This window comes from Aminipila terrae (genome assembly GCF_010120715.1).
Lineage (GTDB): Bacteria > Bacillota > Clostridia > Peptostreptococcales > Anaerovoracaceae > Aminipila > Aminipila terrae.
The window spans coordinates 707,880-733,549 of sequence record NZ_CP047591.1 but is presented as its reverse complement, the minus strand read 5'-3'; the positions used below and the strand labels follow the sequence as shown (position 1 = coordinate 733,549).

The 25,670-nt window shown below is 39.4% G+C and carries 22 protein-coding genes, 1 tRNA gene, 3 rRNA genes and 1 pseudogene; 21 read left to right on the top strand and 6 right to left on the bottom strand.

What is annotated here, in order from left to right:
• Positions 1-146 precede the first annotated feature (146 nt).
• The 8 genes from Ami3637_RS03410 (at position 147) to Ami3637_RS03370 (ending at position 9,515) form a co-directional block, all read left to right on the top strand.
• Positions 147-1,748, top strand: a complete 1,602-nt coding sequence (locus Ami3637_RS03410) for an acetaldehyde dehydrogenase (acetylating) (protein ID WP_162361325.1) — start codon at positions 147-149, stop codon at positions 1,746-1,748.
• Between the two features lies 1 nt (position 1,749).
• The gene (locus Ami3637_RS03405; RefSeq protein WP_162361324.1) at positions 1,750-2,397 is read left to right on the top strand and encodes a phosphate propanoyltransferase; all 648 of its coding nucleotides are present in this window, start codon (positions 1,750-1,752) and stop codon (positions 2,395-2,397) included.
• 72 nt (positions 2,398-2,469) lie between these two features.
• The gene (gene eutM / locus Ami3637_RS03400) at positions 2,470-2,754 is read left to right on the top strand and encodes an ethanolamine utilization microcompartment protein EutM (protein ID WP_162361323.1); all 285 of its coding nucleotides are present in this window, start codon (positions 2,470-2,472) and stop codon (positions 2,752-2,754) included.
• 671 nt (positions 2,755-3,425) lie between these two features.
• Positions 3,426-4,942: ribosomal RNA gene (locus Ami3637_RS03395) — 16S ribosomal RNA — on the top strand.
• A 37-nt stretch (positions 4,943-4,979) separates the two neighbouring features.
• Positions 4,980-5,056: transfer RNA gene (locus tag Ami3637_RS03390), tRNA-Ile, on the top strand.
• 285 nt (positions 5,057-5,341) lie between these two features.
• Positions 5,342-8,233, top strand: a 23S ribosomal RNA gene (locus Ami3637_RS03380).
• Positions 8,234-8,317: 84 nt separating this feature from the next.
• Positions 8,318-8,434 (top strand): 5S ribosomal RNA (rrf, locus tag Ami3637_RS03375).
• The 16S, 23S and 5S rRNA genes sit together here with 1 tRNA gene alongside, the layout of an rRNA operon.
• Positions 8,435-8,696: 262 nt before the next feature.
• Positions 8,697-9,515, top strand: coding sequence for an endo alpha-1,4 polygalactosaminidase (locus Ami3637_RS03370; protein WP_162361322.1), 819 nt, complete (start codon positions 8,697-8,699; stop codon positions 9,513-9,515).
• On the opposite strand, the gene Ami3637_RS03365 is transcribed toward Ami3637_RS03370, so the two are convergent.
• The 5 genes from Ami3637_RS03365 to Ami3637_RS03350 are packed head-to-tail and all read right to left on the bottom strand — an operon-like array spanning position 9,516 to position 13,631.
• Entirely contained in the window at positions 9,516-10,241 is a 726-nt protein-coding gene (locus Ami3637_RS03365; protein WP_162361321.1) for a nitroreductase family protein, read from the bottom strand. It lies immediately after the preceding gene.
• A 35-nt stretch (positions 10,242-10,276) separates the two neighbouring features.
• Positions 10,277-10,402: a hypothetical protein gene (locus Ami3637_RS17810; RefSeq protein WP_279286689.1), complete on the bottom strand. Its 126-nt coding sequence runs from the start codon at positions 10,400-10,402 to the stop codon at positions 10,277-10,279.
• A gap of 54 nt (positions 10,403-10,456) precedes the next feature.
• Positions 10,457-11,737, bottom strand: a complete 1,281-nt coding sequence (locus Ami3637_RS03360) for a glutamate-5-semialdehyde dehydrogenase (protein ID WP_202931084.1) — start codon at positions 11,735-11,737, stop codon at positions 10,457-10,459.
• A gap of 5 nt (positions 11,738-11,742) precedes the next feature.
• Positions 11,743-12,660, bottom strand: a complete 918-nt coding sequence (locus Ami3637_RS03355) for a metallophosphoesterase (RefSeq protein WP_162361320.1) — start codon at positions 12,658-12,660, stop codon at positions 11,743-11,745.
• Positions 12,657-13,631, bottom strand: coding sequence for a ribonuclease H-like domain-containing protein (locus tag Ami3637_RS03350; RefSeq protein ID WP_162361319.1), 975 nt, complete (start codon positions 13,629-13,631; stop codon positions 12,657-12,659). The genes Ami3637_RS03355 and Ami3637_RS03350 overlap by 4 nt, the downstream gene beginning before the upstream one ends.
• A 394-nt stretch (positions 13,632-14,025) precedes the next feature.
• Between Ami3637_RS03350 and Ami3637_RS03345 the strand changes: the two genes are divergently transcribed.
• From Ami3637_RS03345 to Ami3637_RS03295, 13 genes and pseudogenes are all read left to right on the top strand, one after another.
• Positions 14,026-14,286 carry a stage V sporulation protein S gene (locus tag Ami3637_RS03345; protein WP_162361318.1) on the top strand — a complete coding sequence of 87 codons (261 nt, stop codon included), beginning with the start codon at positions 14,026-14,028 and terminating at the stop codon, positions 14,284-14,286.
• 194 nt (positions 14,287-14,480) lie between these two features.
• Entirely contained in the window at positions 14,481-14,951 is a 471-nt protein-coding gene (locus tag Ami3637_RS03340; protein WP_162361317.1) for a spore coat protein, read from the top strand.
• 242 nt (positions 14,952-15,193) lie between these two features.
• Complete coding sequence (locus tag Ami3637_RS03335; RefSeq protein ID WP_162361316.1) at positions 15,194-16,786, top strand: ABC-F family ATP-binding cassette domain-containing protein; 1,593 nt, start codon at positions 15,194-15,196, stop codon at positions 16,784-16,786.
• Between the two features lie 274 nt (positions 16,787-17,060).
• Positions 17,061-17,795 carry a hydrogenase nickel incorporation protein HypB gene (hypB, locus tag Ami3637_RS03330; protein ID WP_162361315.1) on the top strand — a complete coding sequence of 245 codons (735 nt, stop codon included), beginning with the start codon at positions 17,061-17,063 and terminating at the stop codon, positions 17,793-17,795.
• Positions 17,761-19,410 (top strand): FAD-dependent oxidoreductase, encoded by a 1,650-nt coding sequence (locus Ami3637_RS18225; RefSeq protein ID WP_330586799.1) that lies wholly within the window; start codon positions 17,761-17,763, stop codon positions 19,408-19,410. Before hypB ends, Ami3637_RS18225 begins: the two co-directional genes overlap by 35 nt.
• A complete protein-coding gene (locus Ami3637_RS18220; RefSeq protein ID WP_330586909.1) occupies positions 19,356-20,450 on the top strand; it encodes an FAD-dependent oxidoreductase in 1,095 nt (364 codons plus the stop codon). The genes Ami3637_RS18225 and Ami3637_RS18220 overlap by 55 nt, the downstream gene beginning before the upstream one ends.
• Positions 20,451-20,484: 34 nt before the next feature.
• A complete protein-coding gene (locus tag Ami3637_RS03320) occupies positions 20,485-20,826 on the top strand; it encodes a hydrogenase maturation nickel metallochaperone HypA/HybF (protein WP_162361314.1) in 342 nt (113 codons plus the stop codon).
• Between the two features lie 15 nt (positions 20,827-20,841).
• On the top strand, positions 20,842-21,291 hold the full coding sequence (locus Ami3637_RS18215; protein WP_330586798.1) for a DUF5692 family protein: 450 nt from the start codon (positions 20,842-20,844) through the stop codon (positions 21,289-21,291).
• Positions 21,291-21,829, top strand: a pseudogene (locus tag Ami3637_RS18210) (DUF5692 family protein). Before Ami3637_RS18215 ends, Ami3637_RS18210 begins: the two are co-directional and overlap by 1 nt.
• A gap of 159 nt (positions 21,830-21,988) precedes the next feature.
• Complete coding sequence (locus Ami3637_RS03310) at positions 21,989-22,591, top strand: TetR/AcrR family transcriptional regulator (RefSeq protein WP_162361313.1); 603 nt, start codon at positions 21,989-21,991, stop codon at positions 22,589-22,591.
• 167 nt (positions 22,592-22,758) lie between these two features.
• Positions 22,759-23,562, top strand: a complete 804-nt coding sequence (gene proB / locus Ami3637_RS03305) for a glutamate 5-kinase (protein WP_162361312.1) — start codon at positions 22,759-22,761, stop codon at positions 23,560-23,562.
• A 1-nt stretch (position 23,563) separates the two neighbouring features.
• Positions 23,564-24,364: a pyrroline-5-carboxylate reductase gene (gene proC / locus Ami3637_RS03300; RefSeq protein WP_162361311.1), complete on the top strand. Its 801-nt coding sequence runs from the start codon at positions 23,564-23,566 to the stop codon at positions 24,362-24,364.
• Between the two features lie 13 nt (positions 24,365-24,377).
• Positions 24,378-24,941, top strand: a complete 564-nt coding sequence (locus Ami3637_RS03295) for an NUDIX domain-containing protein (protein WP_162361310.1) — start codon at positions 24,378-24,380, stop codon at positions 24,939-24,941.
• Here the strand turns inward: Ami3637_RS03295 and Ami3637_RS03290 are convergent.
• Positions 24,915-25,541 carry a stage II sporulation protein M gene (locus Ami3637_RS03290; RefSeq protein WP_162361309.1) on the bottom strand — a complete coding sequence of 209 codons (627 nt, stop codon included), beginning with the start codon at positions 25,539-25,541 and terminating at the stop codon, positions 24,915-24,917. The genes Ami3637_RS03295 and Ami3637_RS03290 overlap by 27 nt on opposite strands.
• Positions 25,542-25,670: the final 129 nt, after the last annotated feature.

Genomic DNA, 25,670 nt, shown 5'->3' with positions numbered 1-25,670 from the left:
AGGAATTCGGAATTGCAGGAAGAGTAATCTCCAAGGCAGATAAGAATATCCTGATGGAAGAATTTAAGAAATACTACGGGAAGAACTAAACTTACAGATGACTAAACAATATATACTGAGGAAGAAAAGAAAGGAGGAATCACAAGATGGAAAATTTTGATTATGATTTACGTTCAGTACAGGAAGTGAGAAATCTTGCACGTCTTGGTAAAGTGGCAACAGACAAGCTTGCTACTTACACAGGAGAGCAGATTGATAAAATTCTGAGAAATATGGTTCGGGTAGCGGAGGAAAATGCAGTATGCCTGGCCCAGATGGCTGTAGAAGAAACAGGGTTTGGTAAGGTTGCAGATAAAACTTACAAGAACCATATGGCGGCAACTATTCTGTACAACGCAATCAAAGACATGAAAACTGTTGGTGTGATTCAGGAAGATGTAGTAAATAAGATTATTGAGGTGGCAGATCCGGTAGGTCTGGTTATGGGTATTATCCCATCAACAAACCCCACATCAACCGTAATCTATAAGGCCATGATTGCTTTAAAGGCAAGAAATGCCATCGTATTTTCACCGCATCCTTCCGCAGCAAAGTGCACAATAAAGGCTGCAGAACTAATGTATCAGGCAGCTTTGGAAGCCGGCGCTCCTGAAAACTGTATCGGATGCATTTCCATGCCTTCCATGGCAGCAACAGATGAACTGATGCATGCCAAGGAAGTGGCAATCATCATAGCAACAGGCGGTCCTGGAATGGTAAAGGCAGCATATAGTGCTGGAAAGCCAGCCCTTGGAGTAGGAGCCGGAAATTCACCTGCATACATTGAAAGAACAGCAAATGTACAGCAGGCTGTAAAGAACATTATGGCCAGCAAAACATTTGATAACGGAACAATCTGTGCATCAGAACAGTCCATCATCTGCGAAGAGTGCAACAGAGATGCCGTAGTAGCTGAATTTAAGAATCAGGGTGGCTATTTTATGACAGCAGAAGAAACTGCAAAGGTCTGCAAGCTGTTATTTAAGAATGGTCACAGCATGAATGCCAAGTTTGTTGGAAGATCTGCAGATGTAATTGCAGAAGGAGCAGGCATTTCAATTCCGGCAGGCACAAGAGTGCTGATTGGTGAACAGGGAGGAGTAGGTGAAGGATATCCCCTTTCCTATGAAAAGCTGACTTCCGTACTTGCTTTCTATACAGTTAAAGACTGGCATGAAGCCTGCGAACTGAGTATTGCACTGCTTCAGAACGGTATTGGACATACCATGAGTCTTCATACAGAAGACAGAGACATGGTAATGAAGTTTGCTGCAAAGCCGGCATCACGTATTCTTGTAAATACAGGAGGAAGCATGGGCGGTACTGGTGCCAGCACCGGACTGATGCCTGCATTTACATTAGGATGTGGTACATGGGGCGGAAGTGCAACTTCAGAAAATGTAACACCAATGCACCTTGTAAACATCAAGAGAGTGGCATATGGATTAAAAGACTGCTCCACTTTAGCAGCTGATGATCCTACATTTAACCATCCTGAATTATCAGGAAACTGCACAAATGTTCCAAACAGTGTAGGTGGCGGATGTTGTACTGGTCCTGGAGCATTTAGCCCAGCTCAGTATGCTGCAATGGGTGCTGCATTAAATAATGGATGCTGTACAGAGCCTGCTAAAGAACATGAATTAAATCAGGAAGACTTAATGAGTCTGGTTAACCAGTTAGTAAGTGCAATGAAAGGGGCTAACTAGTATGGATAAATGTGAAGCTGTATTAAAGCTTTTACTGGAAGCAGTACAAGGAAGCGTATCTGCGGAACCTCAACAAAACTCAAATGAAATTCCAGTAGGTGTTTCAAACAGACACATCCACCTTTCACAGGCAGATTTAAATGCTTTATTCGGAGAAGGATACCAGCTGACAAAGATGAAAGATTTGTCACAGCCAGGTCAGTATGCATGCAAGGAGACCGTAACAATCTGCGGTCCCAAGGGTGCAATTGAGAAGGTAAGGGTACTTGGACCTGTACGAAGCAAGACCCAGGTTGAAGTATTGACAGGAGACTGTTTCAAGCTTGGAGCTCCATCTCAGGCAAGACTTTCAGGTGATCTTTCAGGAACACCGGGAGTTACTGTTATCGGTCCGAGAGGATCCGTACAGACGAAAGAAGGCCTGATTGTAGCTCAGAGACATATTCATATGACACCAAAAGATGCACAGCATTTTGGGGTGCAGGATGGACAGACTGTCTGCATTAAAGTAGAAGGGCCAAAAGGTGGTATGTACAGCAATGTTGCCGTAAGAGCAAATGATGCTTCTGCCCTTGAGTGCCATCTGGACACAGAAGAAGCGAATGCAATGGGCTTAGGCTCATCTGCAAAAATCACTATCGTAAAATAAAAGTGTTAAATAGTTATTGAATAAAATACAAAAATAAATTAAAATTAATATTAATTTTAGGAGGATTTTAAAATGAAATATGATGCATTAGGTATGATCGAAACAAAGGGTTTAGTTGGTTCAATTGAAGCTGCAGATGCTATGGTAAAGGCAGCAAACGTAACATTAATCGGAAAAGAATTCGTAGGTGGCGGACTGGTAACTGTAATGGTAAGAGGAGATGTAGGAGCAGTAAAGGCTGCTACAGATGCAGGTGCAGCAGCTGCTCAGAGAGTTGGCGAATTAATTTCAGTACATGTAATCCCAAGACCACATGCTGAAGTTGAAACTATTCTTCCAAGTGTAAAGGAAAAATAAACTTAAGTAGTTAAACAGAAAAAGGCGACCCCCTGGGGTCGCTTTTTTAGTTAGATAAAAAAACATATATATAAATAGGTAGTCATTTTTTAAAAAGGACATTATAAAATAAAATTTTAATATTATGTTGAAAAAAGGTAAAAAAAGTGTTGACATGTGAATGATATTTTGGTATTCTAAATAAGCTGTCCCGTGAGGCAGGGGTTACATCCTTGAAAAAGAATGTACCACATATTGTAGTTTTGCTTACGAGCAGACAACAATATCAACAATATTTTGTTTTGATGGTAAAAATCGAATTAATGAATAAACTTGAAAAAAACGAAAAAAGATGTTGACAAACTTGCGGAATAGTATTATGATATAAAAGTTCCTTACGGAACGGCGCTGACAGTGAAAACTGCAGAAGCGTAAGAACCTTGAAAACTTCATAGTGTAAAAGAATTAGTCAAGAGGACATTAAGTTGTTCTCGATACTAAGTACAAACAATCATAACGATTGGTAAGATAACCAAACTTGTTTTGGAAGTCAACGTACAATTTCTTAAAAAACAACAATAATTCTAGGATTTATGTTTTGCATAAAGAATAGAGAAGCGAAACGCGAAGCGTTTCAGCCGAGCAGAAGCTCAAACTTGATTTGATTCAGAGAAATCTGATTTAAATACCATTTAATAAAGAGTTTGATCCTGGCTCAGGATGAACGCTGGCGGCGTGCCTAACACATGCAAGTCGAGCGAGAAATTTATGAACGAAACTTCGGTCTAGGGATTAAATGGAAAGCGGCGGACGGGTGAGTAACGCGTAGGCAACCTGCCCCTTACAGAGGGATAGCCTCGGGAAACCGGGATTAAAACCTCATAACACATCATAAACACATGTTTGAGATGTCAAAGATTTATCGGTAAGGGATGGGCCTGCGTCTGATTAGCTAGTTGGTAGGGTAACGGCCTACCAAGGCAACGATCAGTAGCCGACCTGAGAGGGTAATCGGCCACATTGGAACTGAGACACGGTCCAAACTCCTACGGGAGGCAGCAGTGGGGAATATTGCACAATGGGCGAAAGCCTGATGCAGCAACGCCGCGTGAGCGAAGAAGGCCTTTGGGTCGTAAAGCTCTGTCGGAAGGGAAGAAACAAATGACGGTACCTTCTGAGGAAGCCCCGGCTAACTACGTGCCAGCAGCCGCGGTAATACGTAGGGGGCAAGCGTTATCCGGAATTATTGGGCGTAAAGAGTGCGTAGGTGGTCTTGTAAGCGTGGGGTGAAAGGCAGTGGCTTAACCATTGTAAGCCCTGCGAACTGTGAGACTTGAGTGCAGGAGAGGAAAGCGGAATTCCTAGTGTAGCGGTGAAATGCGTAGATATTAGGAGGAACACCAGTGGCGAAGGCGGCTTTCTGGACTGTAACTGACACTGAGGCACGAAAGCGTGGGGAGCAAACAGGATTAGATACCCTGGTAGTCCACGCCGTAAACGATGAGCACTAGGTGTCGGGGTCGCAAGGCTTCGGTGCCGCAGTTAACGCATTAAGTGCTCCGCCTGGGGAGTACGCACGCAAGTGTGAAACTCAAAGGAATTGACGGGGACCCGCACAAGCAGCGGAGCATGTGGTTTAATTCGAAGCAACGCGAAGAACCTTACCAGGACTTGACATCCCTCTGACAGGACTTTAACAGGTCCCTCCTTCGGGCAGAGGAGACAGGTGGTGCATGGTTGTCGTCAGCTCGTGTCGTGAGATGTTGGGTTAAGTCCCGCAACGAGCGCAACCCTTGTCAATAGTTGCCAGCAGTAAGATGGGCACTCTATTGAGACTGCCGTGGATAACACGGAGGAAGGTGGGGATGACGTCAAATCATCATGCCCCTTATGTTCTGGGCTACACACGTGCTACAATGGCTGGTACAGAGAGACGCAAGACCGTGAGGTGGAGCAAATCTCCAAAACCAGTCCCAGTTCGGATTGTAGGCTGCAACTCGCCTACATGAAGTTGGAGTTGCTAGTAATCGCAGATCAGAATGCTGCGGTGAATGCGTTCCCGGGTCTTGTACACACCGCCCGTCACACCATGGAAGTTGGGGGTGCCCAAAGTTGGCCAGCAAATAGGCTGCCTAAGGCAAAACCAATGACTGGGGTGAAGTCGTAACAAGGTAGCCGTATCGGAAGGTGCGGCTGGATCACCTCCTTTCTAAGGAGACTATAACTTTTGCACTATGAGTTTATATGGGCTTGTAGCTCAGGTGGTTAGAGCGCACGCCTGATAAGCGTGAGGTCGGAGGTTCGAGTCCTCCCAAGCCCACCAGAACTTTTAAAAGGGTTCTAAATGTACTTTGAAAACTGGATAATATGCAAAATATCAGAAAGTGTTAAAAAACACAAATATGACAACGAAATCGAGGTTATCGAAAGATAACAAACAGTTATAGAACTAAGACAAAAGTCTTTTCGGACAGAGATGTCTAAAAGAATGATGTCGGGTGTAAAATAACTACGATTTCAACCGAGAAACCAGAGAATTACGAGTTAATTAACAAGTAAGTCTAAAAAATATAAGTCTTATCTAACGCTAGATAAGCAAAACGCTTATGGTCAAGCGAATAAGAGCATAAGGTGAATGCCTTGGCACTAGGAGCCGAAGAAGGACGTGGCAAGCTGCGATAAGCTGCGGTTAGGAGCAAACATCCGTCAACCCGCAGATGTCCGAATGGGGAAACCCACTTATGGTAATGCGTAAGTATCCTGTGATGAATAAAATAGTCACAGAGAAGGTAACCCGGGGAACTGAAACATCTAAGTACCCGGAGGAAGAGAAAGAAACATCGATTTCCTAAGTAGCGGCGAGCGAACGGGAAAGAGGCCAAACCATAGTTTACTATGGGGTTGAGGACACTCATCACGTATGGCGTGTATAGTCGAAGCTGTTTGGAAAGGCAGACCGAAGAAGGTAAAAGTCCTGTAGACGAAATGCACAAAATGCAGAGTGGATCCAGAGTACCACCGGACACGTGAAACCCGGTGGGAAGCCGGGGGCCCACCCCCAAGCCTAAATACTACCTAGTGACCGATAGAGAATAGTACCGTGAGGGAAAGGTGAAAAGAACCCCGGGAGGGGAGTGAAAAAGAACCTGAAACCTTATGCTTACAAGCAAAGGGAGCGCAAGTGACCTTGTACTTTTTGTAGAACGGGCCAACGAGTTATGGTATGTAGCAAGGTTAAGGTGCTGGAGCACTGGAGCCGAAGCGAAAGCGAGTCTGAACAGGGCGTCAAGTTATATGCTGTAGACCCGAAACCGGGTGACCTATCCATGTGCAGGTTGAAGCGAGAGTAAAATCTCGTGGAGGACCGAACTCATGTCTGTTGAAAAAGGCTGGGATGACGTGTGGATAGCGGTGAAATTCCAATCGAACCCGGATATAGCTGGTTCTCCTCGAAATAGCTTTAGGGCTAGCCTCAAGATTGAGATACTCGGAGGTAGAGCACTGAATGTTCTAGGGGCCTTCACCGGTTACCGAAAACTATCAAACTCCGAATGCCGAAGTATTATACTTGGGAGTCAGACTATGTGAGATAAGTTTCATAGTCGAAAGGGAAACAGCCCAGACCAACAGCTAAGGTCCCAAAATGTAAGTTAAGTGGAAAAGGATGTGGAGCTGCATAAACAGCTAGGATGTTGGCTTAGAAGCAGCCACTCATTTAAAGAGTGCGTAATAGCTCACTAGTCGAGTGGCTCTGCGCCGAAGATAAACGGGGCTAAAACTTACTACCGAAGCTTTGGAATTACAGTAATGTAATTGGTAGAGGAGCATCGTATACGGGCAGAAGCTGAGATGGAAGTCTTGGTGGACTGTATACGAGAGAGAATGTTGGCATGAGTAGCGTAAGGCAGGTGAGAATCCTGTCCACCGAAAATCTAAGGTTTCCTGAGGAAGGTTCGTCCACTCAGGGTTAGTCGGGGCCTAAGCCGAGAGCGAGAGCTGTAGGCGATGGACAACTGGTTGAGATTCCAGTACCACCGAAATTCGTTTGAGCGAAGTGGGGACACAGAAGGATAAGCTGAGCGCACCGTTGGTTGAGTGCGTCTAAGCGTCAAGGGAGAACAGGCAGGCAAATCCGCCGGTTCAATTCTGAGGCGTGATGGGGAGGGAAATTAAAGTACCGAAGCAGCTGATTTCACACTGTCAAGAAAAGCCGCTAGTGAGAATGTAGGTGCCCGTACCGTAAACCGACACAGGTAGATGAGGAGAGAATCCTAAGGTGAGCGAGAGAACTATTGTTAAGGAACTCGGCAAAATAACCCCGTAACTTCGGGAGAAGGGGTGCCTGCGAAAGCAGGCCGCAGTGAAAAGGCCCAGGCGACTGTTTACCAAAAACACAGGTCTCTGCTAAAGCGAAAGCTGAAGTATAGGGGCTGACGCCTGCCCGGTGCTGGAAGGTTAAGGGGAAGTGTTAGGGCAACCGAAGCACAGAACTTAAGCCCCAGTAAACGGCGGCCGTAACTATAACGGTCCTAAGGTAGCGAAATTCCTTGTCGGGTAAGTTCCGACCCGCACGAAAGGCGTAACGATCTGGGCACTGTCTCAACAATAGACTCGGTGAAATTGTAGTACCGGTAAAGATGCCGGTTACCCGCAGCAGGACGGAAAGACCCCATGGAGCTTTACTGCAGCTTGATATTGGATTTCGGCGTTGCATGTACAGGATAGGTGGGAGGCTACGAACCCAGTACGCCAGTATTGGGGGAGCCACCGTTGGGATACCACTCTTGTAACGTTGAAGTTCTAACCATGTACCGTGAACCGGTACTGGGACAGTGTCAGGCGGGCAGTTTGACTGGGGCGGTCGCCTCCTAAAGAGTAACGGAGGCGCCCAAAGGTTCCCTCAGCGCGGTCGGAAATCGCGCGAAGAGTGTAAAGGCAGAAGGGAGCTTGACTGCGAGACAAACAGGTCGAGCAGGGACGAAAGTCGGGCTTAGTGATCCGGTGGTTCCGAGTGGAAGGGCCATCGCTCAACGGATAAAAGCTACCCTGGGGATAACAGGCTGATACCGCCCAAGAGTCCACATCGACGGCGGTGTTTGGCACCTCGATGTCGGCTCGTCTCATCCTGGGGCTGAAGTAGGTCCCAAGGGTTGGGCTGTTCGCCCATTAAAGAGGTACGCGAGCTGGGTTCAGAACGTCGTGAGACAGTTCGGTCCCTATCCGCTGTGGGCGTTGGAAATTTGAGTGGAGCTGTCCTTAGTACGAGAGGACCGGGATGGACATACCTCTGGTGCACCAGTTGTTCTGCCAAGAGCATAGCTGGGTAGCCACGTATGGACGGGATAAGCGCTGAAAGCATCTAAGTGCGAAGCCCCCCACAAGAATAGATTTCCTCCAGAAATGGTAAGACCCGTGAGAGACTATCACGTTGATAGGTCGGAGGTGTAAGTGCAGTAATGTATTGAGCTGACCGATACTAATAGGTCGAACGCTTGACCAAAATGGTTTCAAGAAGGAATAAAACTGATAGAAAAGTATGTTATCCAGTTTTGAGAGTACACTCTCAAAAAAAGAATAGACAAAATCCGGTGACAATAGCGAGGAGGCTCCACCTGTTCCCATCTCGAACACAGTAGTTAAGCTCCTTAGCGCCGATGATACTTGGCGGGCAGCTGCCTGGGAAAGTAGGACGTCGCCGGTTTAAGTGAAAGCAGTTCTTGAAAAAAGGACTGTTTTTTCATTTTTAAGAACGTGGCTTGAACTTATGCAACTGCAAAGCAGTTGTAATCCTCTTAAACTTAAAGTCTGTCGAAGCAGACTTATATAGAAGTTACTTTGTAGCTTCTTTTTTTATGTTCAAATAAAGATTAATTTAAAATTGTAATTGTTTAAAAATTAATCCATTTATGGTAATATACAATAAATAGGCTAATTTTACCAAATAGTAATTAAGGATTTAATTCATGAGAAACTTCGTAATTATATTAATATTAATAGTATGCATATTGTGCTTTTTTTCTGCAAATGATGGATTTCTCCAGTATGACCAAAAAGAATATGGTGTTTTTTTAAGTGTCGATAATCAGAAAATGGAAGAGTTAAAAGACTATAAGACTGTTGTAATAGATGCTGCTTATTTCAACAAAGAAGATATTGACCGGCTTAAACAAGCTGGACATACAGTCTATACCTATTTAAACATTGGATCACTGGAGAATTTCAGACCGTATTATAAGGAGTATTCAAAATACACTCTTGGAAAATATAAAAACTGGGAAGAGGAACAATGGATTGATGTTTCACAGAAACAGTGGCAGAAGCTAATCTGTGGGCTTGCAGATGAATATGAGGAAAAAGGAGTGGATGGGTTCTTTATTGATAATTGTGATGTTTATTATTTATATAAGCAAGATAAAATCTATAAAGGTCTGGTGGATATTTTGAGCCAATTAAAGGATAGTGGTTTAGACGTAATTATAAATGGGGGAGATTCTTTTATTAGTAAATATTATGGAGAAAATAAGAACTTAAACAAGATACTAACTGGTATAAATCAGGAGACCGTATTTTCAAGTATAGATTTTGAAAAAAAGCGACTTGGATATAGTTCCAATGAAGAGAAAGAATATTTTATTTCTTATTTAAATAAAATGAATCAAGCAGGTGCAGCAATTTATTTACTGGAATATACAAGTGATAAAAAACTTGAAAAGCAAATTCAAAAATACTGCACCAAAAAAGGCTGGAAATATTACATATCAGATTCTGTTGAATTGGATTAATTAATCTTCCCATTCCCATTCTACATCTGAAGCACCTAGTTCAAAATGAAGTTTGGCAATTCCTAAATCAATTTGTTCAACACCGCTGCTGTTAGAAGTAATCCATGCCCGGACCGAAGGAAGAGCATCAGAAGATTCATCCGTATATGCGAATTTGACAGGTTGCTTGTTTAAGGCAGAAGGCGCTGATTGAACAGCTTTTATTCCTTCCAGGAACCAATCTGGTACATTGCCTCTGGTATCAAAGAAGTCTTCAACAGGCTTCTTTTTTGTATGCATTACGCTGTTTATAAGTTTATCTTTGAAACTTTTTTTGGCAGCGGGATATCCGATTGAAATAACACAATATATTTCTTCCCGGGGGCCTAAGATACAACTGCAGGCAGTTTTATCAAAAGTGCCTGCAACCCAGCAGGTACCAAGACCATATTCTGTTGCTTCGAGAACTAATTTTTCCCCATAGTATCCGATCTTTTCTTTTTCATGAATACCATTAGCTCTGCCAATCATGGCTATATAATTGTTAACACCGGAAAACATACCGTAACTTTTGGAGAAATTGCCAAAGGCATCTCCATTATTTAAAATCAGCTGAATATTTAATCCAGACAAAAGATTATAATCAGTAATTGACGCTTGAAGCTTTTTAACAATAGAGGAATCGATGGTATCAGGTAAATAGCTTCGACAAGAGTGCCGTACTGATATTGCGCGTTTATAATCCATAAAATCACTCATACCCTTAAATAATAAAAATAATGCTAAATCCGATCAATTTTCTTTTTTGAGAATTTAATTGCTGTAATGGCAGAAAGCACAATCATAGCAGTGCCAAGGCATACATTCAATATTGATAACATAAGGTTTACTCTTGCAATTGTTTTCATAACTTACTCCATTTCCATAATTTACTTAATTATAACTATTATAGTCATTTTAACTTATTTGTCCTTAAAGTGAAAGCTTTTTTTCCCTTCTGCATAATCAGAAACAATGTGCCCATCACCAAAGAGTTTATATTTGTAAGTTACCAGACCATCAAGGCCAACTGGCCCTCTGGCGTGAAGTTTACTGGTGCTTATACCCACTTCTGCTCCAAATCCATATCTGAAGCCATCTGCGAACCTTGTAGAGCAGTTCTGATATACACCAGCGGAATCTACAAAATTCATAAACTGATCCACAGATGCCTTATTTTCTGTTACGATACAATCTGTATGGTGGGAACCGTATTTGTTTATATGCTTTATTGCATCATCGATATGGCTTACCAGCTTTATGCAGAGTATATAATCCAGATATTCGGTTTTAAAGTCTTCCTCTGTAGAAGGTTCGCATGAAATGATTTTTCTGGTATCATCACAGCCCTTTATTAAAACATGCTTTAATTTTAAGGTGTCCTGCAAAACAGGTAAAAATTCTTCAGCAATATCCTGATGTACTAAAAGTGTTTCTACAGTATTGCAGGCGGCCACATATTGAGTTTTGGCATCAGCAATAATTCTAACAGCCTTTTTTATATCTGCATCTTTGTCCACAAAAATGTGGCAAATACCGTCAGCGTGGCCCATAACAGGAATTTTGGAGTTAGCCATAATGTGCTGAACAAACGCATTCGACCCTCTGGGAATCAATAGATCAATAGACTCATGACATTTGATTAGTTCGTCGATTCCTGCACGGGTTTCGACCAAGGTAATAAAATTGTCAGGAAGCCCTGCTGAGAGCCCTGCTGATTTAATTATCTCAAATAATACCTTATTTGTTTTTGCTGCCTCACTTCCACCTTTTAAAATAGAACAGTTCCCGCTCTTAATGCATAATGTGGAAATCTGAATAAGTGCATCTGGCCGGGATTCAAATATGACTCCTATAACTCCAATGGGGCAGGTGGTCTTTTCTAAAGTCAGGCCTTCATCCAGTTCACGTACAAGAAGTTTTCTAAAGAGTGGATCGGGAAGGGATAAAAGGCTATGGATGCCATTTAAAATATCCTGCAGCTTATGTTCATCAAATTTTAATCTGTTTATAATAGGCTGTGCTAAATTGTCTGAAATAGCTTTAGTCATATCATCAGCATTTTCTTTAAAAATAAGCTCTTTATTTTCCTGTAATGCTTTTGAAATAGCCTTTAAAGCATTATTCCGAAGAGCTTCATTCAGTGTAGCCATTTTAAAACTGGCGGTCTTAGCGCTGTAAGCCAATTTATTATAATCAATCATAATTATTACTCCTGTTTTATTTCTGTTGTTTTTACTTTTGCATAAGCTCTAAGAGGTATAGGGCCTTTTAGAGCTGTACGCTTTATAAATAATGTGCCATCTTTTTTAGAGTGTACCCTCCAGGTGACCAAAATGAATTTACCATAGATTAGTTCAAGACAGGTAATACCCCGTGGGTGCATACCACAGCCCACATTAAAATAAGCCGGTTCTCCTGGATCGGGAAATTTTGGCCGATGAGTATGTCCACATATTATAATTGTATCATTTTGGGAGTTCCATTTGGTGTAATTTTTTTCGACTTTATGCATTTTACGCCTGCTTTTAGCAGGACTGGCAGCATATTTTACACCGATTAAATGCATAAAATGCCAGAAGAACCTGATAATGAAATGTGAGATAAAAGCCAGCTGATCATTAATCAGATCTCCCTGATGTCCGTGTACAACAAAAAGCTCCTGATGTGTTTTTTTATGTTTAAAGCGGAAAGCTTCGTAAACTTTTAACCCTGGAAATAGATCAACTTTTTCACCAAGGTATTCATCATAAACCTGATACATATTTTTTTCCACCCAGACCGGTGATTTCATATTCATGTTGTGATTGCCAAAAATGATATACATTCTGCCCGCATCATAAAACTCTTTAAGCTTATTAAATACGGAAAAGTGACTATTTCTTATATGCTCAAAGTTTGAATTTTCCCAAAGTTCATCCCCATCACCGACTTCTACATATGTAAAATCGTTCTGGTTGTAATAATTCAGTGCATGATAAAAAATATGTTTGTTTTTACCAAATTCATCGGCAATACTGTCGTCCCCTCGGTGAGTATCACTGAAAAATACAAATTTGGATGTATCATCGAAAGGTATTTCTTTTGCATTTTTATAAACTTCATTTAACCTTGAAATGGTTTTCATAATGGTATGACCTCCAGGATTCGTTCCATTAATAATTTCACAAAGTGATTAGTCTCCCTATAATTTATGGAGTTTCCTTGTTTCAATACAGCAAAACCATTGTTAAAGGTATCGTATTTCTGTAAATCAGAAAAATCTTTTTCAAAGGCGTTTGTATCAACAATTACTAATCCAGACTTTCTTATTATGGGCAGATTTATATAAAATTCTTCAGAATATCTGTCAAAATCTAAAATACAGGAACAATGGTCAAGGGCATAAGCTGTATAAGAAAGTGGATTTTTCTGATGCCCGCAAATCTTGAGTTCCTTAGAATCAAAAGAAATCTTTGAAATATGTAAATTATTTATGGGAAAGCCTAATGAAAAAAAGGCTTTATGTATGTCCGATTTCTCTAAGATCGGAAGAAGCTGTGAAAGCTGGAGCACATCATCACTGTTATGAAGCATAATCAAACGGCGGAGTTCACTGTTTCCCGTGGTCAAAAACTGCCTGTACATTTCCACACTTTCAGCACCCGAAATTTCATCCTTTCTGGAGGACCAGAGTCCCATGAAGGTTTCAACAGTTTTCTGCTTTAGATTGGGAAGTAATTTCCGAAGAGGAGAATGCCCATTCAGTAAAAGATACAAATCTAAATTATAAGGGAACTGATAGTCCTCACAGACACCTAATGCACACATTCTATATTTTAAAAACTTTAAATCAAAATGTTTGCCATTATACGTGATCATAATATCTAAAGTTCTTAAATCCTTAAGAAAGGCAATAAGTGTTTCTCTTTCTTCTTCTATAGATTCAGCAAAGTATTGTTTTACAGCTACACCGGATTCTGTATATATAAGGAGTCCTCCCAGAATAAAATAGCTGTTTTGAGGAGACAAACCTGTAGTTTCAATGTCCATGACTCCTATTGTTTTATTTTTTGTATTACCAATGTAGAAATCTAAAAGACGTGACTGATATTTCATATACTTATTATCTATATAATCATTCTCAATTATGTACGTTGTAATCACCATCCTGCGTTTGTTTTTGCTAATTCTTTAAGGCTTATTATATCATAAATTCATATTATTTTCTTTTACAAAAAACAAAATAGACCGCAGGGGTGCAGTCTATTTTGTTCAAAAGGGGTATTGGGATTAGAGATTAATGAGGTTATCAGGGGGATAACCACGAGGTTATTATACCTAAATTTGTCGTAATATGCAAGACTTCGTCGCAAAAAACTATAAAAAAATATATTTTGACGTTCACTTTATATATAAATTGGGTTTTATTACCTATATAATAAAAGCATAAACAATAGCTTAGCCCAAACCAAAGGGGTAATACAAATTATTATTTAGGAGGATACGAGTAATGGAAGTTTTAAAAGTGTCAGCAAAATCAAATCCCAATTCTGTAGCAGGTGCACTTGCAGGTGTATTAAGGGAAAAGGGAGATGCGGAGATACAGGCCATAGGGGCTGGAGCTTTGAATCAGGCTATAAAGGCTGTTGCAATTGCCAGAGGGTTTGTAGCACCAGGAGGCGTAGACTTGGTTTGTGTACCAGCATTTACAGATATACAAATTGAGGGGGAAGAAAGGACTGCAATTAAATTAATTATTGAGCCACGTTAAAATAGGAGGGTACATAAAAAACAAATAAAGATTTAAGTTAGCCACAGGTAGAATAAATACCTGTGGCTTTTCTTTTATATATTTCTTTACAAACTTAGAATATATTTCTTGAACGGAGACATACTATTTTTGAAGATTAATGGTCTCAATAAAGGATATTAAAATGTGAGATTGATTCAGAGAGGAGTTTAAAAATGATTTTAACAGAAAAAGAAACGATGCTTTTAAATGATTTAAAGTCGGAGGAAAAACTTTGTATAGACAAATATAATAAATACGCGTCAGAGGCTTGTGACCCCCAGCTGAAAAACGTATTCACCAGTATTGGGCAGACTGAACAGAATCACTATGATACAATTACCCAGATGATAAACGGCACAGCTCCAAGTACAAATATGGGAGGAAGTCAGAAGCCTAACCTTCAGGCAGCATCACAGCAAAATTCAGCTCAGCAATCAGTTGGACAGGAACAAAGAAAGAATGACGAATATCTTTGCACCGATGCTCTGGGAACAGAAAAACATGTATCATCCACTTATAATACCTGTATATTTGAGTTTAAAGATGAGAATGTGAGAAACACCTTGAACCACATACAAAAGGAAGAACAGGAACATGGTAAGAAGCTTTATGACTATTTGTCGCAGAATGGAATGTATAGTTAGTAGATTTAGTCAACTATACAAAAACATAGAAAAGACAGGAAAATTCATATTTGTATTGAAATTTAAGGCTTGAGATGATATACTATAAAAGTATGTTTATATGACTTAATATAATTAAGAGCTACATTGGTGGCTCTTAATTATTGTGTATAAATATTTTATAGATAGATGTGATAAGTAAATGAATTAAAGAATCAGACAGATACAATCTTTAATCAGTTAAATGGAGGTACAATTAAAATATGATAAATGTTACAAATGTTAGTATGAATTTTAGCGGAACTACACTTTTTAAAGATGTAGACTTAAAGTTTACGCCAGGAAATTGTTATGGTATTATCGGTGCCAATGGGGCTGGAAAATCAACTTTTTTAAGAATCTTATCAGGGGATTTAGACCCTACCACAGGAAATGTTAGTATTGGCAAGGATATGAGAATGTCAGTACTGAAACAGGATCACTTTGCATTTGATGATTTTAATGTTCTGGATACTATTATTCAGGGAAATCCAAGATTATATCAGATTATGCAGGAAAAGGATGCCCTCTATGCAAAAGAAGATTTTACAGATGAAGACGGGATTAAGGCTTCAGAACTGGAAGGTGAATTTGCAGAGCTTGATGGATGGGAAGCTGAATCAGATGCAGGAAGATTGATTCAGGGTCTGGGACTTTCAATAGATATTCTTTATAATGAAATGAGTTCTCTTACTGAAAAAGAAAAGGTTAAAGTTCTGTTAGCCCAGGCGTTATTTGGAAAACCTGAAATCATTTTATTGGACGAACCTACTAACGGTCTTGACATCGTAGCCATTAACTGGCTTGAAGATTTCCTTCTGGAATATCCCGGAACTATGCTTGTAGTATCCCATGACAGACATTTCTTAAACACGGTATGTACTAATATCGTGGATGTAGACTATGGTAAAATTAAGATGTATGTAGGTAACTATGAATTCTGGTATGAATCCTCCCAGTTAGTACAAAGAATGATAAAAGACCAGAACAAAAAGAATGAGGATAAAATTAAAGAATTGCAGAGCTTCATTCAGAGATTCTCAGCCAATAAATCTAAGTCAAAACAGGCAACATCAAGAAGAAAGCTGATTGAGAAATTGACCGTTGATGAAATACCTGCTTCCTCCAGACGATACCCTTATGTTGGGTTCCAAATGGATAGAGAAGCTGGCAAGGAACTTTTAACCGTAGAAGGTATCTCAAAGACCATTGATGGGGTAAAAGTACTTGATAATGTTTCTTTCAGATTAAATAAGGGAGATAAAATAGCCTTTGTAGGTGAAAATGAAATTGCAAATACTACACTGTTTAAGATTTTAATGGAAGAAATTGAACCAGATGAAGGTACATTTAAGTGGGGCGTAAGCACTTCTCAGTCTTATTTCCCAAGGGAAAACGGTGAATTTTTCGATGACTGTGATTTAGGAATTATTAAGTGGCTGGGACAGTTCACAACGGAGACAACAGAAACGTTCCTTAGAGGATTCTTAGGAAGAATGCTTTTCTCTGGAGATGATGTATACAAACCAGTTAAGGTTTTATCCGGAGGAGAAAAAGTCAGATGTATGCTTTCAAGAATGATGTTGTTTGGCTCAAATATCCTAGTGCTTGATCAGCCGACAAATCATTTGGACCTGGAATCAATTACTGCACTTAATAATGGATTAATTGATTTTAAGGGCAATCTGTTATTCGCATCACATGACCATGAATTTATTCAGACTATTGCCAATAGAATAATCGAAATCCAGGAAGATGGAAGTATTGTTGACAGAGTTTGTACTTATGATGAATTTATAGAGCAGTTTGGAAAATAAATATAAATAATGAAGTTATAAAAAACGAGCAAAAAATCTTTTGAATTTTTGCTCGTTTTTGTTTTTTGGAGCAGTGTCTGGATGATTTTTTTTAATTTTTAGAATTATTTGAGTAATTGTAGACAAAAAATTAAGTACATGTTATGATGAATAAAAAACATAACAAGCGTTATGTTTTAATAATAATTAATGTAGCCATATTTTTAGCCTTAATGTCAGAATCAGAATTATAAATTTTATTTTAGCTTATGGTGAAGATAGGAGGAAACATGCTATGAGTGCCTTTAAAGTTATTGAAATCAAGCAAAATGTTTTTGATAACAACAACAAACAAGCAGACTTGCTAAGAGATCGGCTAAAGAAAGAGAAAACATTTTTGCTGAATTTAATGTCATCCCCAGGTTCAGGAAAAACTACTACTGTAATAAAGACAATAGAAGCCTTAAAAAATGAAATGACAATTGGAGTATTGGAAGCGGATATTGATTCGGATGTAGACGCATGTGCAGTTGCTGAAGCGGGAGTGAAAGTAATTCAATTACATACAGGAGGAATGTGTCATCTTGATGCAGGTATGACAAAACAAGGGTTGGCAGAACTAAGTACTCAGGATATTGATTTTGCCATATTAGAAAATGTAGGGAACCTGGTCTGTCCGGCAGAGTTCGATACTGGCGCCTGTAAAAATGCCATGATTTTAAGCGTTCCAGAAGGAGACGACAAACCTTTGAAATATCCTTTAATGTTTTCAATTGTTGATGTTTTACTTATTAATAAAATTGATGTAATGGACTATTTTGATTTTAATATAGATGCGGTAAAGCATCAGGTACAAAAAATAAACCCAGCCATTAAAATTATACCTATTTCGGCCAGAACTGGCGAAGGTGTGGAAGAATGGCTGCAATGGATTAGAAGTGAAGTGAAAAATGGAATCAGGAGTAGTACTTTAATTAAAATCAGGAGGAAAGCAGATGACAAGCGAAAAGGTTTTACAACTTGCCAATAAAATCAGCAGGAAAAAAATGGGGTCTAAACATGGGATAACAGTAGACGACCCAGAGTATAAAATACTGGAGCCTGTAGTTACGGATGAAATGGCTGAAATTGCACTCCACTTGGAGTTTCGTAAACCTATGAGTGCAGAAGAAATCGGAGCAAAGAGTGGTAAATCAACTGCAGAAGCGGAAAAGGCTTTGTGGAAGCTGGCCGTTGACGGGGTTTGCTTTGTTAATGTAATTGATGGGGTTGACAAATACTGGCATGACACCTGGGTTCCCGGGATTATGGAAATGATGACGAACAATAAGGAAAATGTAAGAAAGTATCCACAGATTGCTGAGGCATTTGAAGAATACGGAAGAGTAAGAGGGCCGGCTACTGCTGGAAATTTCCCCGTGGGGATTGGGCTGATGCGTGTTATTCCTATAGAAAAAGCCATCGATGGAGAATCCAGAAGGGCATCTTATGAAGAGGTCTCAAAGTATCTCAATGAAAATGATATATTTTCCGTCTCAGATTGTTCCTGCCGTACGGTAAGAGAAATTATGGGGGAAGGGTGTGGTCATTTAAAAGAAGATATGTGCATCCAGATGGGGCATGCTGCAGAATATTACATTCGCACGGGAAGAGGCAGAAAAATATCAAGGGAAGAAGCTTTTGAGGTTATCAGAAAAGCAGAAGAAAACGGACTGGTTCATCAAATTCCCAATACAGATGGTTCAGGAAAAACCCATGCTATTTGTAATTGCTGTGGATGTTCCTGTCTGTCTTTAAGAACAGCAGAAATGTTTTTAAATCCGGACATGGTACGTTCGAATTATGTTTCCCATGTAGACAAGACAAAATGTGTAGGCTGTGGTGAGTGTGTGGAAGGCTGTCAGGTTAATGCTTTACGGTTAGGTCAGAAAATCTGTACTAAAATACCCGTTAAAGAACCAGAACGGACGGCGCTACCCTATGATACGGAGTGGGGTTCAGAGCATTGGAATCCGGGTTACCGATACAACCGACAGGAGGTTGTAAATACAGGAACCGCACCCTGCAAAACAGAATGTCCTGCCCACATTGCAATCCCAGGCTATATAAAACTAGCCTCTCAGGGCAGATATACAGAAGCCTTAAAATTGATAAAGCAGGAAAACCCGTTTCCTGCAGTATGTGGCCGGATTTGCCCAAGAAAATGTGAAGCTGCATGTACCAGAGGTGATTTTGACGACCCCATTGCCATAGATGATATTAAAAAATTTATTGCAGAGCAGGACTTAAATCTGGATATGCGGTACATACCCGAAGTACATCACAATTATGGAAATAAGATTGCTGTTATCGGTGGGGGACCGGCAGGATTATCTTGCGCGTATTTCTTAGCATTGGATGGCTATCATGTAACAGTATTTGAAAAGCAAAATGTTGCGGGAGGAATGCTGGCCCTTGGGATCCCATCCTTTAGATTAGAAAAAGATGTGGTTAAGGCGGAAATTGATATTTTACAACACTTAAAAGTGGAATTTAAGACGGGTGTTGAAGTTGGCAGGGATATAAGCCTGAATGAACTGCGTGAACAGGGATTCCAGGCATTTTATCTGGCACTAGGGCCCAACAGGGAAGGCAGCTGGGTATAGAAGGTGAAGATGCAGAAGGCGTTGCTGCAGGAGTAGATTTTTTACGTAACATAAATTTAGGTCAAAATGTAGAACTAAAGGGTAAAGTGATTGTTATCGGAGGAGGAAATGTTGCCATTGATGTGGCAAGAGTTGCAGCAAGAGTAACAGATTCTAAAGTCAGCATGTTCTGTCTTGAGAGTCGTGGAGAAATGCCTGCACTGGACGAAGAAATTGAAGAAACTCTTAAGGAGGATATTTCTATAAATAATTCCTGGGGTCCAAAACGCATTGTGACAGAAAATGGCCGAGTCTGTGGGGTGGAATTTAGAAAATGTATCTCTGTATTCGATGAAAAAGGGAGATTCAGCCCTTCCTACGATGAAACAAAAACCATTTTTATTGAAGCAGATCATGTGCTTGTTTCTGTGGGGCAGTCTATCCAGTGGGGAAGTTTAATTGAAGATTCCAATATTGAATTAAATCCCAATAAAACCATAAAGGTTGATTCGTTTACTTTTCAGAGTGGAGAACCAGATGTTTTTGCTGGCGGAGATGCAGTTACAGGTCCAAGATTTGCTATAGATGCCATAGCTGCTGGCAAACAGGCAGCAATTTCCATACATCGCTATGTTCATCCAGGGCAGAGTTTAACTATTGGAAGGAGTAGAAGAAACTTTAAATCGCTGGATAAAGAAAATGTGGATTTTAGTGGATACGATTATATGCCAAGACAAAAATCCAGTCCTGTGGCTGAAACCAAATCAAAAGAGACCTTCCGGGATGTACGGGGAACCTTTACAGAACAACAGGTAAAGAAGGAAACAGAACGCTGCTTAAGCTGTGGAGCTACCATTGTAGATGAATTTTTATGCGTAGGCTGTGGGGTCTGTACCACAAAATGTAAATTTGAAGCCATTTCTCTTGTCAGGAAATATGATGGAGAGGGTGCAGCATTTCAGGATATAAAACCGATTGTTATGAGACACATGTTAAAGAGGAAAGGAAGAATTGCGATTAAAAAGGCTAAAAGGTTTTTGGGGTATAACCGTAAAAACTAATAGTTGCTGACATTAAATCATAATGGGTGATTAGATGCATGAGCTTGGTATTTTAATTGAAATTGTAAAAACAGTTGAAAATTTTGCAAAGAGAAACGGAATAACACAGATTGATACGTTGATTCTTCAGATTGGAGAATTATCTCCGGTTGTTCCCAGATATATTCAGGATTGCTATCCTGCTGCAATTGATGGAACTTTATTGGAGTATACAAAATTGAGAATTGAGATGATTCCTGGAAATGGAATTTGCAAACAGTGCAGCAAAGTTTTTAATATTCTTGAAAACCATAAAAAATGCCCAAAGTGCGGAAGTAATCATTGGGAAATCTTATGTGGAAGAGAATTTAAAATTAAAGAAATTATTGCGTGCTAAAGAGGAGGGGATTGTATGTTTACTTTTAATTATGCAGAGGGAGCAACTTTTTTCTCTGCATGGGGAATGTGGTTCGTGGTTTTTGCAGGTTTGTTCTTATTTAATGAGTTTGCACGAAGATGGAAGTGGGCAGGTTTTTTCAGTTTTATTATTTTGCCAGTTTGCCTGAGTATCATCTGGGCAACTGCTTTAAAAGAAAAAACGTATACGGACTGGTTCCACCTGGCAAAGGTTTATTCTGCCACAGCGGGGTGTATCGGGTTCTGGTGTATCAGACATATTGAGAAAAAAGACAAGATAACAGGGCAGATTACATGGAGACTGGCAGATAATAAAATAGCCCTTTGCTTTCCACCTTTGATACTGGCTATAAACATTTTAGAAGCCGTCACAAGGGACTTTGAAGTTGGCATGAACTACTGGCTTACTAATTCAGGACCAATAGAAGGAGAAGTTGCGGGGTAATGGGCGGACCATGGAACTATATGAATGGAATAGCCGGGTTGCTTAATATTATTGCAATAACGGGATGGTTTGGAATTGTTATACGTAAAAAAACAGATAAGGATGGGAGCCGGGACATGTTATGGCCTGATATGCTCTGGTTCTGGATTATTGCATATGATATATGGAATTTCACGTATACTTATAACTGTATTCCTACCCATTCATGGTATGCAGGATTTGCTTTATTATTTGCTCCTACCCTTTGTGCATTCACTCTTGGTAAGGGGCATGGCTTCAGCACAGAGCCCAGACCCTGGCAATTTGGTGTATGTTTGCGCAGACCTTTCCGGCTTTTCAGGATGAAGGAATGTTTGTGGTAAAATCTACATATAACTCAGGGCTATACACTTTCTGGGGAATATTTGCACTGGCAAGTAATGTTGCAGTCATAATTTATATGATTTACAAAGTAAAAAAGACAAAGAGAAATCCATATACAGGGGAATTATATGTAGAATGCAAAGAATATAAGGATGTTAAAGATATGGCAGCATAAATTTTTAAAGTGTTAGTAAGGGGGTGGATCAATAAGGTCTGCCCCTTACTTTGTTTGGAAATAAAACAGTTAAAATGCCAAATGGTTTTATTCTTATAGAAAGTTAAATACTTTTATGCTAGTATAAAGTTATAAATTAGTAAAAATGAGGGAAAAATCATGGGTGAAGTGAATAAAAGAAAACAACGGATAATTGATGCTGCTATTGAAGTTTTAAAGGAAAGCTCAATTGAAGAAACCACGGTCCGGAAAATTGCATTAAAAGCGGGTCTGACTACAGGTTCACTTTATCATCATTATAAAAATAAAGATGAGATTATGTTTGATGTAATGAAGCAGTCCCTTCAATTTACACACAAGATGGTAGGTGGTGTAAAGGATGAAATTCCTAAAAAGGGAAAAGAGCTGCTTTCAGAGATCGTTTCAGAAGTATCGAAAAGATTGTCTAAGATAGATGAACAAAAACTTCATATCCTTTTACTCAGTGATGTTATCGCCAGAGAACGTCCTATAAAGAATAAATACCTGAATAATTATTCTGAAATTATAAAGAATACGGCCCACTTATTTGAAGAGGCATTCCAAATAGAAAATAATGAATATGAAAAAAGTGTGGCTTCCATTCTGGTAGCTGCTGTGGATGGAATTGCCATACAGCAGGCGTTAGGAGTTTTACCAGAAGATTTAAATAAAACAATAGACACGTTTAACGCATTCTTTACCGAAAGTATTCCGCTGTTTCTCCAGAAACATATGGGGTAGAGCGCTATATGTTTTATCTATTTACTGATTAACTATTTAAATCAGGCAAAAAAAGGTGTATAATATTAGGTCATATGAAAGATAATCAATATTTTTAATATGGTAAGACTTTATTTTGCTTTTTATAGCAGGATAGATTTTATAAACCTTACAGGACGGGAGTAAATATGAGTGCGATAAGTGAAGTAATAAATGATAGTAAAAAAATTGTTATTAAACTGGGAAGCAATGTGTTGTCTGATGACCATGGTAATGTAAATAAAACGGCCATACAAAACTTTGTTGAACAGGTAAATGGATTGATTCAGCAGGGAAAGCAAGTTGTGGTAGTATCTTCCGGTGCCAGAATCTGTGGCATAGGTGCAATAAATAAATGGAGCAGAAGAGGAGATATTAACTATAAGCAGGCTTTGTGTGCTATTGGACAGGTAGAACTGATGATGGCGTATAAGCAGTATTTTAGCGATTATGGTCTGCATGTAGGACAAATTCTTCTTACGAAAGAAGACTTTGAAGAACATACAAGAAATTTAAATATCAGAAACGCTTTATTTACACTGATTGATGAAGGCGTAGTGCCAATTATAAATGAAAATGACAGTGTAAGTGTAGATGAAATAAAAATAGGAGATAATGACACTTTAAGCGCACTTACTGCAAGCCTCTGGAATGCAGATACGCTTATTATATTAAGTGATATAGATGGAGTTTTTAACAAAGACCCTAAATCCTATAAAGATGCAAAGCTCATTGAAGAAATCCATGACATCAATGAACTGCTTCAAAACATAGACGTAAAGGGAAAAAGCAGCTTCGGTACAGGCGGTATCACCTGCAAGATTGAGGCCGCAAGAAGAGTAAATAAGTACGGAATACCAATGATATTGCTGAATGGCAAAAAGCTGGATATTATTAAGAATGCTTCTTGTGGTGAAGAGACCGGAACCGTTTTCTTCGGGAAGGTGGATTAATATGAAACTTGGTTTTATAGGAGCAGGAAACATGGGGGGCGCTATACTCAGAGGGTATCTGGCGTCAGGCAGGATTCAGCATAAGGATGTTTTTGTTTGTGGCAGAGACTTGGACAAACTAGAAAAACTTTGCACTGAACTTGGTGTTAACCCATGCCAGAATATTTCAGAACTGATGGATGCCTGTAACGTAATCATGCTAGGAGTTAAGCCCAATATGTTCCCAGAGATAATGCCTCAGGTAGCAGAAAAATACAGCAGCGATAAAATTCTGGTATCTATGGCTGCTGGAGTTACAATAGAAAGTATTTCAGGCTTTGTAGGTAAAGAGGCAAAAATTGTAAGAGTTATGCCAAACACCCCGGCCATGGTAAATGAAGCCATGACTTCAGTAAGCCGAAATAAAAATGTAGATGACGAACAGTTTGTTTCTGTTTTTGATATTTTTCAATCTATAGGGAAAGCTGAAGAGGTTGAAGAGCAGCTTATTCATTGTGTGATTGGAGTCAGTGGAAGCAGCCCTGCATATACATATATGTATATTGATGCTTTGGCAGAGGCGGCAGTAAAGAATGGAATGAATAAAGAACAGGCCACTATATTTGCAGCACAATCCGTTCTTGGGGCAGCAAAGATGGTGCTGGAAACGGGCGTAGATCCGGTTCAGCTTAGAATCAATGTCTGTTCTCCAGGAGGAACTACTATTGAAGCTGTAAAGACTTTACAGGAAAAAGGTTTTTCAGAGTTGGTAGAAGCAGGATTTCAGGCTGCTGTAGATAAATCCAGATTAATGAGTAAATAAGAGGTGAAACAGTATGACTTTTGAGGAAAAAACATTATCCAGTGAAATGATTTATGAAGGTGCCATTTTAAATTTGAGAAAAGATAAAGTACAGGTTATAAATGGACGTACTTCGTACAGAGAAATAGTGGAGCACAATGGCGGCGTAGCTATGATTGCTGTAAAAGATGATGGAAAAGTAATCATGGTCAGACAATTTCGAAAACCCATTGAGAAAGTTATTATGGAGATTCCTGCAGGGAAAATAGAAAAAGGGGAAGAACCGTATAGTACGGCTGTGCGGGAACTGAAAGAAGAAACTGGTTATTCTGCTGGGAAAATAGAATATTTAACTAAATTTTATCCTTCAGTAGGATATTCTAAAGAAGCACTGTATATTTATCTTTGTACGGAGCTAGTTCCAGGAGAAACTGATTTTGATGAAAATGAAGCACTGGACATATTTGAAATGGATCTGGACCAACTGTTTAAAATGGCTGTAAACGGTGAAATTGAAGATGGAAAAACAGCCATCGCCATCATGCAGGCATGGGCAAAGTTAAAACTGAAATCAAATGAGCTTTGCAGCGGCAGGTAAAAATATACTCTGAATAATGCAGCTGGCAATGACCAACACGCATAAGAATATATTCGCATAAAGGTATGGAGCATCTGAAGTATTAAATCTTCTGACTATACCTTTATTTTTTTTGTATCTTAGGGTTGAAGATTTGGTAATAGCAATATTGGCTGATATGAAAATTGTTGGAATCAGCAACGTATTTTGAGGAAAAAGTGATAATACGATGACAAATATACCTTTCAGGGCTAAGGTTTCAAGTATTAAAGAGCAACAATAGCCTAAAGATAAACCTTTGACAAATAATATGATGGAAGATGCTGGATAGGAGAACCTTGTGAAGCCAGATAAAGCTATAAAAATGATAGCAAGCATATTTATAATGATTGAACAGATTAAAGTGGCAAACGAGTTGCCAGAAACCGCATTTGCATCAATAGGTGACCGAAGCAGATTCTGCAGGTAATATTGCATGTCTGATTTAATATCTGTATTCATCATAACTTCAAAAAATACACCTGTGGAAATGCCGAAAATAAACACAAAGAATAGCAATGTTGTGCATTCTTTGGAAAAGGAAAGCCCTTCAATTGTATTGGTAAAAAATGTTTTTCTCATGTTTGTATCCTCATAAACAACGGTAGTTATGATAAAAGGATATGCTGTTTAAAAGAAAAATAGTACAAATTTAATGTAAATTATTATTGTAAACCATGTTCCCCTAGAGTATACTAATTAAATCAGAGA